The organism is Natrinema salinisoli, assembly GCF_020405205.1.
Classification (GTDB): domain Archaea; phylum Halobacteriota; class Halobacteria; order Halobacteriales; family Natrialbaceae; genus Natrinema; species Natrinema salinisoli.
In genome coordinates this window covers 3719811-3734019 of the sequence record NZ_CP084469.1, presented here as the reverse complement: position 1 = coordinate 3734019, position 14209 = coordinate 3719811, and the positions used below count along the sequence as shown (strand labels likewise).

The window sequence follows — 14209 nt, the reverse complement described above, 5'->3', positions numbered from 1 at the left end:
ACTCGCGTAAAAAATCTGTCTGGCGAAATCGAAGCTTTCGCTGACCTTCGCTCACGCTGTTCGCGAAGAGACCAAAAAAGCCCGCTCGCTCACTCCGTTCGCTCGCGGTCGTTCCACTCTCGCTCTCAGTCGTGCTTGAACGACCGCTGGCCCGTAAACGCCATCGCCATGCCGTGTTCGTCCGCGGCCTCGATCACGTCCTCGTCGTTGACCGAGCCGCCGGGCTGGATAACCGCCTCGATGCCCGCTTCGGCGGCCTCCTCGATGCCGTCCGGGAACGGGAAGAACGCGTCCGACGCCATCACGGCACCCTGGGAGTCCTTCCCCTCCGCGTGCTCGTCGGCCTTCATCGCGGCCAGTCGAACCGCGTCGACGCGGGAGACCTGTCCCATGCCGATGCCGACCGTCTCGGTGCCGTCCGCGAAGAGGATCCCGTTGGACTTGACGTGCTTGAGCGTCTGCCACGCGAAGACCATCGTCTCGAGTTCGTCTTCGGTCGGCTCGCGCTCGGTAACGACCTCGAGGTCGTCGACCGAGATCGACTGGAGGTCGCGCTCCTGAACCAGTCGGCCGCCGACGAGCGGCTTCTCGGTGAACCGTTCGGTGTGGTCGTCGTTCAGTTCACCGACGTCGAGCACCCGGAGGTTCTCCTTCTCGAAGAGGACCTCGAGCGCGTCGTCGGTGTAGCCGGGCGCGACGACGACCTCCTTGAACGAGTCGACGATCTGTTCGGCCGTCGCGGCGTCGCACTCGCGGTTGAGGGCGACGATACCGCCGAAGGCGCTCATCGGGTCCGTCGAGAGGGCCTTCTCGTATGCCTTGGAAAGCGAGTCGGCGGTCGCACAGCCGGCCGGGTTGGTGTGCTTGATGACCGCCGCCGCGGGCTCGTCGAACTCCTTGATCAGGTTGAGCGCGCCGTCGGCGTCGTTGTAGTTGTTGTACGACAGCGCCTTCGCGCCCTCGTTCAACTGGTCGGCGTGGACGACGCTGGCCTCGTCGCAGGTGTAGTCGGTGTAGATCGCAGCGCCCTGATGGGGATTCTCCCCGTAGCGGAGCGTGTCCGCGCGGTCGTCGGAGACCAGCCGACGGGCCGGCAGCCCGTCGTGGTCGTCGCCGTCGGTACTCGCCACGTCGGCGTCGACGGTGACGTCGCCCGCCTCGAGATCCACGTCCATCGCACCCTCCGCGAACCACTTCACGGCGCGCGGATAGGCGCGGAATTCGCACTCGTAGAGGACGCGGTCCTTCAGCGTGTCCTCGTCGTCGCCCTCGTAGACCGGGATCGGCTCCTGCGTGACGATCGGCCCAGCGTCGACCTCGCTCTCGACGACCGCGCCGTTCTCATCCGTCGCGTCCGTGACGACGTGGACCGTACAGCCCGTCACCGAGACGCCGGCCTCGAGCGCGTCGCCCCAGGCGTCCATGCCGGGGAACGACGGCAGTAGCGCGGGGTGGACGTTCAGCGTCGTCGGCGTCTCCTCGAGGAAGGTGTCCGAAAGGATCCGCATGTAGCCGTCCAGACAGACGAGATCGAACTCGTAGTTCGAGAGGGCCTCGAGCACCCGTTCCTCGTGTTCGCGGCGGCTCAGCTCGTCCGCGAGGGGAACGACCTCCGTGGGAATCCCGCGCTCGGCCGCGGCCTCGAGTACCGGCGCGTCCGCGTCGGTCGCGAGTATCACGGCGAACTCGGCTCCGCCCGGCTCTCGGTCGGCGATGTTCAACAGGTTACGCCCTCGGTTGCCGGCCATCCCGGCGATTCGCGTCATGGTCGGACTCGCGCCCGCGAGTGGCAAAGTGGTTGCGGTCTCGACCGCCGTGATATCCACAATCGTGTATTAATACGGCGCGATTCGCGAATAGTTCTGCGAAGGTATGCACGCTCGTGGCGTCGGACGCTCCGGGTTTCGATACGCTTTTGCACCGCGCTGGACAGGTTCGCACCGATGACCGAGACCGACGCCCTGTACGCCGTCTCGCCGCTGGACGGCCGGTACGACGGCCGGACCGCACCGCTGTCGCCGTACGCGAGCGAGGCCGCCCTCATGCGCGCCCGCGTTCGCGTCGAAGTCGAGTACCTCATCGCGCTGGCCGATCTCGAGGTGACCCCGCTCGAGCTCTCCCTCGAGGAACGCGAGCACCTCCGCGGGCTGTACACCAACTTCGCCGAGGAGGACGCCCGCCTGATCAAGACGCTCGAGACGGAGGGCTACGAGGAGTTCGACGCGACGAACCACGACGTGAAAGCCGTCGAGTACTTCGTCCGGCACCGGCTGCCCGACGACAGCGACGCCTCCGCCTGGATCCACTTCGGGCTGACCAGCGAGGACGTGAACAACCTCGCCCACCGACTGCTCGTCCGGGACGCGGTCGACGAGGTGCTCCTTCCGACGCTGTACGACGTGCGGGAGACGCTCGCCGAGATGGCGCGCGACTACCGCGACCTCCCGATGCTGGCCCGCACGCACGGCCAACCCGCCACGCCGACCACATTCGGTAAGGAGATGGCCGTCTACGCCGCGCGGCTCGGCAGAGCGACCGGTCGCATCCGACAGGCGACGGACGAACTCAGCGGCAAGCTCGGCGGCGCATCGGGCACCTACGCGGCCCACGTCGCCGCCTACCCCGACGTCGACTGGCAGGCGTTCGCTCGAGACTTCGTCGAAGGCCTCGGCCTGAAATTCGAACCGCTGACGACGCAGGTCAACCCCTGTGACGACCTCGCGGCGCTGTTCGACGCGTTCCGCGGGGCGAACACCGTCCTGCTCGACCTGGACCTCGACATGTGGCTCTACGTCTCCGACCGCTATCTGGGTCAGGAAGCCGTCGAAGGCGAAACCGGCTCGTCGACGATGCCCCACAAGGTCAACCCGATCGACTTCGAGAACAGCGAGGGCAACCTCTCGAAGGCGAATTCGGACCTCTCCTTCCTCGCTGACTACGTCACCACGTCCCGGCTCCAGCGGGATCTCTCGGACTCGACGGTCAAGCGCAACATCGGCGGCGCCTTCGCGCACTGCCTGATCGCCTACGGGAAGACCGCGTCGGGGCTCTCGAAGGTCGTCCCCAACGAACAGGTCATGCGCGATGACCTCGAGAACACCCCCGAAATCATCGGCGAGGCGGTCCAGACCATCCTCCGACGCGAGGGGCAGGCCGACGCCTACGAGCGCGTCAAGGCCGTGACCCGCGGGAAAGACGTCACCCTCGCGGACTTCCGCGAGATGTTCGACGACCTCGACGTCGACGAGGACGTGCGCGAGGAACTGCACGCGCTGACGCCGACGGGCTACACCGGCGTCGCGAGCGAACTGGTCGACGACCTCGAGTAGGCGACGCTGCGGTGATCGGCGACGGCGCCGACGTGTCACTACCTATTTTTGTCTCTCCCGACAACGTGACGCTGTGTCCTCGAGACGACGGACCGGCCGGGTGGGAGCGCGACTCGAACGCGGTACTCGAGCGATCGGACTCTGCCTCGTTATCGGGCTCCTGGGCTATTTCACCGGGATGGCCGCGGGAACGGGAGCGGTCGGTCACCTCTCGGTACTGGGGTACAGCACGGAAACCGTCGACGAGATCGGGCTCTCGGTGGCGTTCAACGTCGTCGGTGCCGGCGGCACGGCGCTCTCCTATCTGATTATCCGGCGCAGCGGTTTCGACCCGGCGTTCGCCGTCGATTTGCTCCGAATTCGGCGGCCGGATTGGTGGGATCTCGCCTGGGTCGTCGTCGGACTCGTCGGGGCGTTCGTCGTCCTCGTCGGCTACCAGCAGGTCGTGGACCTGATCGAACCGCTCGGGGGGAGCGAGGGGACGACCCATTCCGGGATCGAGGCCGGTCGGGAGTATCCCGCCCTGTTGCTCCTGGGGATTCCGCTCGCGCTGCTGTTGACCGGTCCCGGCGAGGAACTCCTGTTCAGGGGCGTCCTCCAGTCGCGGCTCAACGAAACGTTTCCGACGGTCGTCGCAGTCGGACTCACCGGCCTCGTCTTCGGCGCGATCCACCTGCCCGTGTACGCGGGCACCGAACCGAGCGCGGTGATCGTGAGTCTCGGGACGGTGACGACGCTGGGGTTGTATTTCGGCACGCTCTACGAACTCAGCGGCAATCTGGTCGTTCCAGCGCTGATCCACGGCTGTTTCAACGCGACCGTCTATCTCACGAACTACCTGACCTACGCCTGACCGTCGCCCGCGGTCTTCGGCGCGTGGCTCCCGAACAGCGATCCGCTCGTGTGACTTCTACGGACGCCCGTCTCGAGACGTATCGTCTCCTCGAGCGCCGCCGTCGCTCCGGCTACCGTCGAGCGCGTGGTCGTCTCGCGTTTCGTCGCGGCCGGGCGGGGCCGGCACCCGCTCCGTCTCGGAACGGGAGTCGGTCGGCTGCTCCGGCGTATCGGTTCCGTATTCGACCGGCTCCGGACGGCTCGGTGCTCGGTCAGTCATCTCTCGATCGCCGGCGTGAGTGATCGATGACGCAAGTAGCGGCTCCCCGCGCCACCGTTCGTGTCCGCCGTTGACGATCGCACCGCTGCCGACGACCCCCACCGCGATCGTCACGATGGTTCCGAGGATCGGTACCAGTTGGCTCCCGCCGACGACCAGCGCCCCGACCGCCAGCGACCGCCACAGTGACGAGGATTTGGAGCCGAACCGGCCGACGAGCCGATCGCCGGCGACGATAGTCCCGACACAGCCGCCGACCACCAGCAACGCGGCGCACCCGATCAGTCCCGGCGTGGCCACGATCAAACCGGCCGTGATCAGCGTCGCGTGCTCGAGCGACGTCCCGACGTACAGCGGCAGCGCGGAGCAGACGAGCAGGCCGAAGACGGAGACGAATCCGACTGCGAAGCTCGTATCCGGCCCGGTGACGACGTCGTCCCGAAGTCCCCGCACGGACTGCGGGACGGCGACGAGGAGAACGGCGGCGATGGTTGCGGTGACGACCATCCAGGAGAGCGCGACGCCCGCGGCCTGCGAGAGGGGAGAATCGGCGAGCGGACCGAGAGCGACCGCTGGTACAACGCCGGACGGAAGCGACGGCAAAGCGAGGATGGACTCAGCGAGGACCACGGTTTCGTCCCGAGACAGACAGCAGACTGATAAAAAGGTGCGGTTACGCCATCGAAATTCGAGCGCCGTCACCGCCGTCTCTCGATCCAGTCACCGACGCGAACGGGACGGATCGAGTACTAAAAGTCGATGGTGATACGACGAGTGCGTATGGAGTACCTCCTCTGGGTGCTCGTCGCGCTCGTGGCCTACGGACTGATGGCACCGCTGACGAGCGCCGTGACGGCGGACGTCCCGCCCGCGGTCGCGCTCTTCCTGTCGACGACGATCTTTCTCTGTCTGACGGCCGTCGTCCTCGCCGCGACGGGGACCGGCCGCCCCGCCGATGTAGTGGGCCCCGCAGCGGGAATCGTCTACGTCGCCGGGCTGTTCCTCTCCACGGGCATCCTCGCCTACTACCAGGCGCTCGAGCGCGGCCCGGTGAGCGTCGTCGTCCCGATCTACGGCCTGTTCATCGTCGGGAGTTCGGTCATCGGGATCGCGTTTCTCGGCGAGGAGTTGACGGCCACCCGCGCCGCCGGAATCCTCGTCGCAGCGCTCGCGATCTATCTCGCCGCGGGGGGTGAGGAGTGAGATGCGGCGCTACCTCGGACTGTCGCTGATCGCCTGTCTGGTGTACAGCCTCGTCGCACCGCTGCTCTCGATCGCGATGACGGAGCTGCCCAGCACGCTGGCGGTGTTCCTGTCGAACTCCGTCATGTTCGTGACCGTCGGCCTCGTGATCCGCTACCGCGGTCTGTCGGTGCGACCCTATCTCCGGCACCCCCGCACCCCGTACATCGTCGCGATGGGCGTGTTACTGACGATCGGCCTGCTGACCTACTACCGGGCGCTCGCGCTCGGCCCGGTGAGCGTCGTCGTCCCGATTTACGGGCTCTTCATCGTCGTCAGTTCGCTGGTCGGTATCGTCGCCTTCGAGGAGACCGTCACCGCCCGAAAAGTAGCCGCCATCGGTTTGAGCGTGCTGGCCATCGTACTGATGTCGGTGTAACGCTCGGGAGAACGGCTCCCGCTCGCCGGTAGCAATCAACGCTCTTTCGACTCGACCTCGCTCGCGTCCTCGTACCGAACTGACTCCAGTTGCTCCGTTTCCCGGAGAATGAACGGCCCGATCGCGAGCGTCCGCTTCATCACCGTGAGGACGCGCAGGAGGTACGCGAGCAACACGGCGAACGGGGTGAGCGTGAGCACGTAGAGGGCGCTGACGACGAGGTAGGCCGTGCTGATTCCGGACACCGTTCCGGTGACCTGCGCAGCGTCGAACTCGAGCATCATGTAGGCCGCGATCGCCAGCGCCGGCATCGCACCGTAGAGGACGCCGCGGGAGATGTTGATGATCTCCCACTGGACGTAGAGCGTTTTGAAGTGTTCGCGCGCCGGACCGAAGAACTGCAGCGCTTCGATCAGGTCGTCGAAGGCCGCCGTGGCGTCGGACGAAAGCGACTCGGCGTACTTTTCCCGGAGGGTTCGGGCGGTGAAGATCTTCCACGAGTAGTTGTAATTCAGGATGGGAAGCAGCGTCTCGAACGAACCGAAGTCGGCACCCGTCAGTTCGTCGCTGACGATCTGGCTGTGTTCGATGAGTCCTTCGGTGAACGCGGCGATTTCGTCGAACTCCTCAGAATCGGCGCCACCAGAGACCATGTCGTCGAGGCTCCGTGCTCGCGTCTCGGCCGTTTCGATGAGCGTCTGGAGAAATCGAGCGGGTTCGACCGGACTCACACCGATCGCCGCGGCGTCCTCCACCTCCTCGCGAAAGTCTGTCTCGTTCGACATCCGTTTGCGCTGTTCGCCGAGCGGGCCGATCTCTTCGGCGAGGACGAACTGCGAGATCGACAGGACGAGGGTCACGCTCGTCACGACGGCGATGACCATCGAGCCGAACAGGGACGCGATTCCACCCGTCGATATCAGTTTCCCCGGTTCGCTGGGACCGAACACGTGCAACACGAGGAGGAGGACGTACGTGGTCGCGAGAAAGACGGCAGTGACGAACCAGCGATTCGCACTGATCAGAAACCAGATCTTCACGCGCGTTTCGCCGACGCGCTCGCGCATCGTATCGTCTGGCCGCGGAACAGTCTCCGTGTCACCGCCCATAACCCCGCCGTACACCGACCCGCGGGTTAAATCGTCTGCTACCGACAATCGAACCAGTCGACCGACACGTCGGTCCGGCGATACCCCGTCGTCACTCGAGCAGTTCGGCCACCGTCGCCTCGAGCGCCCGCGCCGCCTCCCGGACGGCGTCGACGCGGACGTACTCCCGCGGCGCGTGTGCGACTGCTCCCTCGTCGTCCGCGAGGACGCCCGGTCCGAAGACGACCGTGGGTGCGTCCGCTGCGAAGTAGGAGGCCTCCGTCGCCGCCGTGAAGGGCCGTACGTCGCCGCCGGCCGCGTCCGCGAGGATATCGACGACCGCTGCGTCGGGATCGGTGTCCCAGGCCTCGAGGAACGGCGTCGGCCGGTCGGTAAAACGGAACTCGAGGCCGACGGCCTCGGGAACGGCGGCCCGCAGGTGGGCCGTCAGTGAGTCGTGGAACTCGTCGGCCGTCTCCGGCGGCACGCTCCGCCGGTCGACCGTCAGCGCGCAGTCGGCCGGCACCTGATTCGTCGCCTCGCCGCCCTCGACCACGGTCGGGGTCAGCGTCGCCGCGCCGAGCTGGGGGTGAGCCGGCGGCGCGTCCGCGCGCTCCCCGAAGGTCCGGATCGCCTCGAGGACGCCCTCGAGGGCGGCGACGGCGTTGGTCCCGGTGTCGGGTTCGGCAGCGTGAGCGTTGGCACCCGTCAGGTGGATGGTCCCCTGAAAGCGCCCCTTCGCGGCCGTACAGACGTCGAGATCGGTCGGTTCGCCGACGATCACCGCGTCCGCGTCTCGGGTGGGCGGATCGTCGCTCGAGACGAGCGCGTAGGCACCCGTCGAGAGCACTTCTTCGTCGGGCGTGATCGCGAGCGTGACGCGGCCGTCGGTCGGTTCGACCCCGAAGAACGCGGAGAGAAGGGCCGCGAGCGGTCCCTTCGCGTCGCAGGAGCCGCGACCGCGGATGACGGGTCCCCCGTCGGCTTCGGCGGCATCTTCGTCGCGCTCGTAGGGGACATGCGGCGAGACCGTGTCGATGTGGGTATTCAAAACGACGTGCGTCTCGGCCTCGCCTTTCGGGACGCCGCGGCTCGCGAGCACGTTCCCGGCGTCGTCGACGCGAGGATCGATTCCGCGGGCTTCGAGCGTCTCGCAGAGATACTCGCGCATCGATCCCACGTCCTCGTGGGAGGGGTGCTGGACGGCGGTCTCGAGGAAAGTGATCGGATCGAACGCGCTACCGACCTCGGTGTCGCCGGAGGATTCGATACCAGTCACGGCTCGACCGGGGACTCGACGGCTACCTCGCCGTCGAACTCGTGTTCGACGGGGCCGGCGAGCGTCGGCCGCCCGCGCTCGTTGAAACTCACGCGGAGATCGCCGCCCGGCGGGCTAACGGAAACCGGGTCGGCGTCGGTGAGGCCGAGGCGACGCGCCGCGACTGCGATGGCGACCGCACCGGTGCCACAGGAGTCGGTTTCGCCCTCGACGCCGCGCTCGTAGGTGCGCTGACGGAAGCCGCCCGAGCCGTCGGGACTCGCGACGCAGACGTTCGTCCCCCGGGGAAAGGCGTCGGCGTAGCGAACCGGCGGCGCGATCTCCTCGAGGTCGACGTCGTCGACGATGTCGACGAAACTCACGGCGTGGGGTACGCCGGTGTTGACGACCGAGACCTCGAGCCCCTCGATCTCTTCTCGAAGGACCGGCTCGTCGGCCAGCACCGGAACCTCCTCGGGGTCGAAGGTGAGCCCGGTCATTTCGATGACGACGTCCTCGCCGTCGCGGTCGGCGCGCAGGGTCCCCGCCTGCGTGTCGATCATCACGCTGTCGGTGCCCGTCCGCTCCATGGCCCACTCGGCGGCACAGCGAGCGCCGTTGCCGCACATGGGTGCCGTCGAGCCGTCGGGCTGGACCAGCGTCATCACGACGCGTGGCGGGTTGAATTTCTCCTCGAGGGCGAGAAAGAGGATCCCGTCGGCACCGACGCCGTCGGTTCGGTCGCACTCGCGTTCCGCGAGCACGCCCCGATCCGGAACGTGTTCGTCCGCGTGGATAATTAGGAAGTCGTTGCCGGTGCCGTGGTACTTCTGGAATGGGACAGTCATCGTGCTATCGTACTGGGTCGTTGTCTGTGTCGTTCGCTCGGGGATGGTCGTTCTTTCGGTTGCCGCGCGAGTCGCTCCGGGCTCCGCGCTCCGGCCGCGTCACGTCGTCGACGGTTTCCCGGCACCGCGAGAGCCGAACGTCGCCGTCCTCGAGGACGACGGATGCGGGTCGGGGTCGGGAGTTGTACTGGTTCGCCATCTCGTAGCCGTAGGCCCCCGCGTTACCGATCCCGAGGACATCCCCACGTTTGCTTACTGGTAGTTCGCGCTCGGTACAGAAAACGTCGCCGCTCTCGCAGATGGGGCCGGCGACGGTCTGGGAAACGATCTCGCGCTCGGCATCGCTCGAGTCGGTTCCGGTCGCGTCGGCCGTCAGGTTCCGGATCGGGTGGTACGCGTCGTACATCGCGGGCCGGATCAGCGTCGTCATCCCCGCATCGACGCCGACGACGGTCGTGTCGCGGGCGTCCTTGACGGTATTCACGTCCGTGAGGAGTACCCCCGCGTCGGCGACGAAGTAACGGCCGGGCTCGATCGTCAGTCGAGCGTCGATCTCGCCGATCGCGTCTCGAGTGGCGTCCGCGACGGACTCGAGGTCCAGCGGGTCCTCGTCCTCGCGGTAGGGGACGCCGAAGCCGCCGCCGACGTCGACGAACTCGAGGCCGCCGACCGCCCTTGCGACGTCTCTGGCAAGGTCACCCATCCGCGCGACGAACTCCCGATGGGCGTCGAGCTGGTCGCTCGAGACGCCCGAACCGACGTGGGCGTGGATCCCGACGACGTCGAAGCCGCGGTCGGCGGCGTCGGTGAGTACGTCGACCGCGCGCTCGGCCGGAACGCCGAACTTTGCAGCAGCGCCCGTCCGCACCTTCTCGTGGTGGCCGGCACCGATCCCGGGGTTGACCCGCAGACAGAGCCGGCCGTCGTAGCCCCGATCCGCGAGGCGGTCGATCGTATCCTCGGAGCCCGCGGCGACCGTCAGCCCCGGATTCTCCTCCCAGGCGTCGACGATCCAGTCGAGGTCGCCCGCGGGCGGGTTCACGGCGGTATAGTGTATTTCCGAGCCCGATGCACCCGCCTCGAGCGCGCGCTGTACTTCCCCGGCGGAGGCACACTCGAGGCCCGCGCCTTCCTCGTACAGGGTCGAGAGCACGTCGCCCAGCGCGTTCGCCTTCACCGCATACAGGATATCGGCGTCGGGAAAGGCGGCCTCGAGTCGCCGGTAGTTCTCCCGGACGCGCTCGAGGTCGAGGACGTACAGCGGCGAGCCGTACTCGTCGACGAGAGTCTGCAGTTCGGCCGCGTCCCACTCGGAGAGGCGGCGGACGGGCGGCGAAGCCCTCACGTCAGTCATTATCGTGTTCAGGTGCCCGTGAGAATTCAACGTTTGGGTTTCGGCCGTCTCTCTCGTTATCGTCGTTGGCCACAGCGGCCGGCAGGCGAGGCGTCGGACATCGCCTGCAGGCAAATACACTCTCGTCGGGGTAGAAACAAAACATTATTTTTCTGTATTGAAGAGGTGGAATCGATGCCTCCCGATCGTCTCCTCCCATCACTTCGCCGTGACCTCGTTTTCGCCGTCGTCGCGCTCGGACTCCTCACTGCTCCCTTGTGGGTCGCCCACCTGTCGGTGGGGGAACGGACGTATCAGTACGAGCGGGTCGAAGTGGTTACAAACGGAACGGACATCGAATACGAAACCGACACCGAACGATTTCCCGGCCCCATCAGCGACGAAATCGCGTGTGCCCCCGCGGCTTCCTTAGAGGTCCGTCCCTGTGCGCTCGAGCAAAAAGTGCTCGACAACGAGACCGTCCCGACGAAGGTCTACTCCAGCCATCCAGGTCCGACTCGAGCGCCAGCGCCGACCGAGGAACGCTACCGATACGTCCGCATCGACGGTGCCATCTACGAGCCGACGTACGTCGCTAACGAGTCGGCACAAGACGAATTCACTCGGTATTATCGCATCGAGCTGGCCCTGAATCAGACCGCGCCCGAACAGGCACTGGAGTCCGTGAGCCGTCGCGCGACGTCGGACACCCTGTCACCGACCGTCGTCGAAGCCGCACGAAACGGCGACGCTCGAGCGTACCGCAGGGTGGACCTTCCGGAAACGCCGGTCCGACTCGAGGACGGGGCGTACTACCGGGTGTATCTAGCCGAGTATGGTGACTCCTCGACGGTGTCGAGCGGTATCTATTTTGTACTGCGATATATCGCCCCACTAGCAGGACTCATTATAACCCTCGACGTCTCGCAGCGCGTCGAGGTGACCCACACGGGCGCGACGGACGCCGCTACCGAGTTCGACACGGAATAGTGACAGCAAGCACACGGAAAACGGACCGCAGCGATAGCCGCTACTCCCGCAGCGCGTCCTCGCGCTCGGTCGCCTCGAGCGTCTCCGTCTCCAGATCCGTCGCGACGACGGCGGGCTTGTACGCGCCGCCCTCGAAGAGGTCGTGGTCGCTGATCGAGGACTCGACGAAGCGGGTGAACGCGCGCCGGTCCGCGGGCAGTTCGCCGTAGATGACTTCCTCCTCGACGAGGTCGTAGACGGGGATGCGCGGCGTCAGGAGCGTGTTCTCGCCGACGACGCTGTTCTCGCCGACGACGAAGCCGCTGGTGACGCGACAGCCGGCACCCAGCGAGACGTTGTCCTCGACGATGACCGGCGCGTCCTCGACCGGCTCGAGCACGCCCCCGATGAGCGTGTTCGCGCCGAGTTTGACGTTGTCGCCGATCTGGGCACAGGAGCCGACAGTGTCACAGGAGTCGACCAGCGTACCGTCGCCGACGCGAGCGCCGATGTTGACGAACGCGGGACTCATCAGGATGCAATCGGAGCCGATGTTGGCGCCGCGGCGGACGACGGTGCCATCCGGCGTGTTTCGGCTCCCGCGGTCGCCGTAGCCGCTCGAGTCCGCGAGCGGCAGGACGTCGTTGTACGTGACGCCGCCGTACTCGCGGGGCTCGGTCGCGCGGAGGCCGAAGTTGAGCAGGATCCCCTGCTTGACCCACTCGTTGGCCTCCCACTCGCCGCCGGATTTCTCGGCGGCGCGGACCTCGCCGTCCTCGAGGGCGTCGAGGAATGCCTCGAGGGTCGCGTGCGCGTCCTCGCCGGCGGTTTCCGCGCTGATGTCGTCGTTCTGTTTGCGCTCCCACAGCTCGTCGATTTCGCTTTCGAGTGTACTCATTCTGCGATCACGTCCGAAAACTCGTACCAGCCCGCCTTCTGTCCGGCGATCCAGACCGCCGCGTCGACCGCGCCCGCGGCGAAGACGCCGCGGTCCTCCGCGCGATGCGTGAGCCGTACTTCCTCGTGGTTGCCCGCGAGGATGATCTCGTGTTCACCCGTAACGTCGCCCGCCCGCAGCGCGTGGACGCCGATCTCGCCGTCTTCGCGTGGCGCCTCGCCCTCGCGGCCGTGCGTGCGCTCGGTGAAGTCGCCGTTCGCTTCGATCTCCTCGAGCAGGCGGTTCGCCGTCCCGCTCGGGGCATCGCGCTTGGCGTTGTGGTGGGTCTCGACCAGTTCGACGTCGTAGCCCGGGAGGTTCTGGACGGCCTCGCCGACGACGTTGACCAGCGCCTGGACGCCGCGGGCGAAGTTCGGCGCGTGGAGGACGGCGACGTCCTCGCTCGCCGCCTCGAGGGCTTCGAACTCGTCGTCGTCGAACCCGGTCGTGCCGGTGACGAAGGCGACGCCGGCGTCGGCACAGGCCAGCGCGTAGTCGGCGGCCGACTCCGGTCCGGTGAAGTCGATCACGACGGTCGGTTCGCGATCGACGACCAGCGAGTCGAATTCGGCCGCGGGCTCGATCTCGACGCCGGCGATCGTCTCGTCGCCCGGCTCCCGGTTGACCGCGAAGACGACCTCGCAGTCCTCCCGGCCCGCCGCGGCGGCGATCACTTCCCGCCCCATGCGGCCAGTTGCGCCTGTGACACCGATCCGCGTCGTCATCGATCACCCTCCGCCGCGTCGGCGAGTTCCGTCTCGTCCCGTTCGAGGTCGGCGAGCACCGCCTCGAGGTCGTCGCGGTACTCGTCTGCCAGCCGGGAAAGCGGCGAGCGCAGTCGGGCGGGCCCGTAGCCGCGGATCTGCATGGCTTCCTTGACCGGGATCGGATTGGTCTCGACGAAGAGTTCGCGGACCAGCGGCCCGAGTTCGTGGTGGAGGTTACGCGCGCGTTCGTAGTCGCCGTCGAGCGCCGCGCCGACCATCGCACAGGTTCGCTCGGGCTCGATGTTCGCCGAGACGCTGATCGTTCCGGTGCCGCCGACGGAGACGACCGGCAGGGTGAGCGCGTCGTCGCCCGAGAGAACCGCGAAGTCCTCGTCCGCCGTGCGTTCGGCGATCTCCCCGATCTGGCCGAGATCGCCGCTCGCGGCCTTGAAGCCCGCGATGTTCTCGTGACTCGCGAGTTCGACTGCCGTGTCGGGCTCGATGTTCCGGCCCGTCCGCGAGGGCACGTTGTAGACGATCTGTGGCAGATCGACGGCGTCCGCGATCGTCCGGTAGTGTTCGATCAGCCCGCGCTGCTCGGGCTTGTTGTAGTACGGCGAGATGAGCAGGAGGCCGTCCGCACCGGCGTCGGCGGCGCGTTCGGACAACTCGAGCGCCTCGCGCGTGTTGTTCGAGCCGGTGCCCGCGATGACGGGGACGTCGTCGACGGCGTCGATGACCGCCTCGACGACCTGGACGTGTTCGTCGTGGGTCAGGGTCGCCGATTCGCCGGTCGAGCCGACGGGGACGAGGCCGTCGACGCCCGCCGCTTCGAGGCGCTGGGCGTCCGCCTGCAGTGTTTCGAAGTCGATACGTTCGTCGTCGTCGAAGGGCGTGCACATCGCCGGAAAGACGCCCGAAAGGTCGATATCTGAACTCATGGGTTTGGTATTCGTTGGGTCGTGTGTCGGTCCCCAATCGGTAGGGTGTATCGGTTCCGATCGG

General features: G+C 67.0%; 14 protein-coding genes. 5 read left to right on the top strand and 9 right to left on the bottom strand.

The window, feature by feature from the left end:
• Positions 1-125 precede the first annotated feature (125 nt).
• Positions 126-1766, bottom strand: a complete 1641-nt coding sequence (gene purH / locus LDB05_RS18505) for a bifunctional phosphoribosylaminoimidazolecarboxamide formyltransferase/IMP cyclohydrolase (RefSeq protein ID WP_226005448.1) — start codon at positions 1764-1766, stop codon at positions 126-128.
• Between the two features lie 177 nt (positions 1767-1943).
• Between purH and purB the strand changes: the two genes are divergently transcribed.
• Both purB and LDB05_RS18495 read left to right on the top strand, forming a co-directional pair.
• Positions 1944-3329 carry an adenylosuccinate lyase gene (gene purB / locus LDB05_RS18500; protein ID WP_226005447.1) on the top strand — a complete coding sequence of 462 codons (1386 nt, stop codon included), beginning with the start codon at positions 1944-1946 and terminating at the stop codon, positions 3327-3329.
• Positions 3330-3402: 73 nt separating this feature from the next.
• Positions 3403-4182, top strand: coding sequence for a CPBP family intramembrane glutamic endopeptidase (locus tag LDB05_RS18495; protein ID WP_226005446.1), 780 nt, complete (start codon positions 3403-3405; stop codon positions 4180-4182).
• Positions 4183-4239: 57 nt separating this feature from the next.
• Here the strand turns inward: LDB05_RS18495 and LDB05_RS18490 are convergent, their stop codons facing one another.
• Positions 4240-5073 carry a DUF8173 domain-containing protein gene (locus tag LDB05_RS18490; RefSeq protein ID WP_226005445.1) on the bottom strand — a complete coding sequence of 278 codons (834 nt, stop codon included), beginning with the start codon at positions 5071-5073 and terminating at the stop codon, positions 4240-4242.
• Between the two features lie 150 nt (positions 5074-5223).
• Here LDB05_RS18490 and LDB05_RS18485 point away from each other — a divergent pair, with 150 nt between their 5' ends.
• Together LDB05_RS18485 and LDB05_RS18480 are read left to right on the top strand one after the other, a co-directional pair.
• Complete coding sequence (locus LDB05_RS18485; RefSeq protein WP_226005444.1) at positions 5224-5646, top strand: EamA family transporter; 423 nt, start codon at positions 5224-5226, stop codon at positions 5644-5646.
• Between the two features lies 1 nt (position 5647).
• Positions 5648-6064: an EamA family transporter gene (locus LDB05_RS18480; protein ID WP_226005443.1), complete on the top strand. Its 417-nt coding sequence runs from the start codon at positions 5648-5650 to the stop codon at positions 6062-6064.
• Positions 6065-6099: 35 nt separating this feature from the next.
• Here LDB05_RS18480 and LDB05_RS18475 read toward each other — a convergent pair whose 3' ends face one another.
• The 4 genes from LDB05_RS18475 to lysA form a co-directional block, all read right to left on the bottom strand.
• Positions 6100-7173, bottom strand: coding sequence for a DUF7972 family membrane protein (locus LDB05_RS18475; RefSeq protein ID WP_226005442.1), 1074 nt, complete (start codon positions 7171-7173; stop codon positions 6100-6102).
• A gap of 91 nt (positions 7174-7264) precedes the next feature.
• Positions 7265-8431: a M20 family metallopeptidase gene (locus LDB05_RS18470; protein ID WP_226005441.1), complete on the bottom strand. Its 1167-nt coding sequence runs from the start codon at positions 8429-8431 to the stop codon at positions 7265-7267.
• Positions 8428-9258 (bottom strand): diaminopimelate epimerase, encoded by an 831-nt coding sequence (gene dapF / locus LDB05_RS18465; protein ID WP_226005440.1) that lies wholly within the window; start codon positions 9256-9258, stop codon positions 8428-8430. The genes LDB05_RS18470 and dapF overlap by 4 nt, the downstream gene beginning before the upstream one ends.
• 4 nt (positions 9259-9262) lie before the next feature.
• Positions 9263-10612, bottom strand: coding sequence for a diaminopimelate decarboxylase (gene lysA, locus LDB05_RS18460; RefSeq protein WP_226005439.1), 1350 nt, complete (start codon positions 10610-10612; stop codon positions 9263-9265).
• 174 nt (positions 10613-10786) lie between these two features.
• Between lysA and LDB05_RS18455 the strand changes: the two genes are divergently transcribed.
• The gene (locus LDB05_RS18455) at positions 10787-11581 is read left to right on the top strand and encodes a hypothetical protein (RefSeq protein WP_226005438.1); all 795 of its coding nucleotides are present in this window, start codon (positions 10787-10789) and stop codon (positions 11579-11581) included.
• A 40-nt stretch (positions 11582-11621) separates the two neighbouring features.
• Here the strand turns inward: LDB05_RS18455 and LDB05_RS18450 are convergent, their stop codons facing one another.
• Genes LDB05_RS18450 through dapA form a run of 3 tightly spaced genes read right to left on the bottom strand, consistent with a single transcriptional unit; the run spans position 11622 to position 14145 of the window.
• Positions 11622-12458 carry a 2,3,4,5-tetrahydropyridine-2,6-dicarboxylate N-succinyltransferase gene (locus LDB05_RS18450; protein WP_226005437.1) on the bottom strand — a complete coding sequence of 279 codons (837 nt, stop codon included), beginning with the start codon at positions 12456-12458 and terminating at the stop codon, positions 11622-11624.
• The gene (dapB, locus tag LDB05_RS18445; RefSeq protein WP_226005436.1) at positions 12455-13222 is read right to left on the bottom strand and encodes a 4-hydroxy-tetrahydrodipicolinate reductase; all 768 of its coding nucleotides are present in this window, start codon (positions 13220-13222) and stop codon (positions 12455-12457) included. Before dapB ends, LDB05_RS18450 begins: the two co-directional genes overlap by 4 nt.
• Positions 13219-14145 carry a 4-hydroxy-tetrahydrodipicolinate synthase gene (gene dapA, locus LDB05_RS18440; protein WP_226005435.1) on the bottom strand — a complete coding sequence of 309 codons (927 nt, stop codon included), beginning with the start codon at positions 14143-14145 and terminating at the stop codon, positions 13219-13221. Before dapA ends, dapB begins: the two co-directional genes overlap by 4 nt.
• Between the last annotated feature and the right edge of the window lie 64 nt (positions 14146-14209).

Coding starts and splice junctions, on each gene's coding strand:
- purH (WP_226005448.1), bottom strand. CDS start 1,766: ATGACGCGAATCGCCGGGATGGCCGGCAACCGAGGGCGTAACCTGTTG.
- purB (WP_226005447.1), top strand. CDS start 1,944: ATGACCGAGACCGACGCCCTGTACGCCGTCTCGCCGCTGGACGGCCGG.
- LDB05_RS18485 (WP_226005444.1), top strand. CDS start 5,224: ATGGAGTACCTCCTCTGGGTGCTCGTCGCGCTCGTGGCCTACGGACTG.
- LDB05_RS18480 (WP_226005443.1), top strand. CDS start 5,648: ATGCGGCGCTACCTCGGACTGTCGCTGATCGCCTGTCTGGTGTACAGC.
- LDB05_RS18475 (WP_226005442.1), bottom strand. CDS start 7,173: ATGGGCGGTGACACGGAGACTGTTCCGCGGCCAGACGATACGATGCGC.
- dapF (WP_226005440.1), bottom strand. CDS start 9,258: ATGACTGTCCCATTCCAGAAGTACCACGGCACCGGCAACGACTTCCTA.
- lysA (WP_226005439.1), bottom strand. CDS start 10,612: ATGACTGACGTGAGGGCTTCGCCGCCCGTCCGCCGCCTCTCCGAGTGG.
- LDB05_RS18455 (WP_226005438.1), top strand. CDS start 10,787: ATGCCTCCCGATCGTCTCCTCCCATCACTTCGCCGTGACCTCGTTTTC.
- LDB05_RS18450 (WP_226005437.1), bottom strand. CDS start 12,458: ATGAGTACACTCGAAAGCGAAATCGACGAGCTGTGGGAGCGCAAACAG.
- dapB (WP_226005436.1), bottom strand. CDS start 13,222: ATGACGACGCGGATCGGTGTCACAGGCGCAACTGGCCGCATGGGGCGG.
- dapA (WP_226005435.1), bottom strand. CDS start 14,145: ATGAGTTCAGATATCGACCTTTCGGGCGTCTTTCCGGCGATGTGCACG.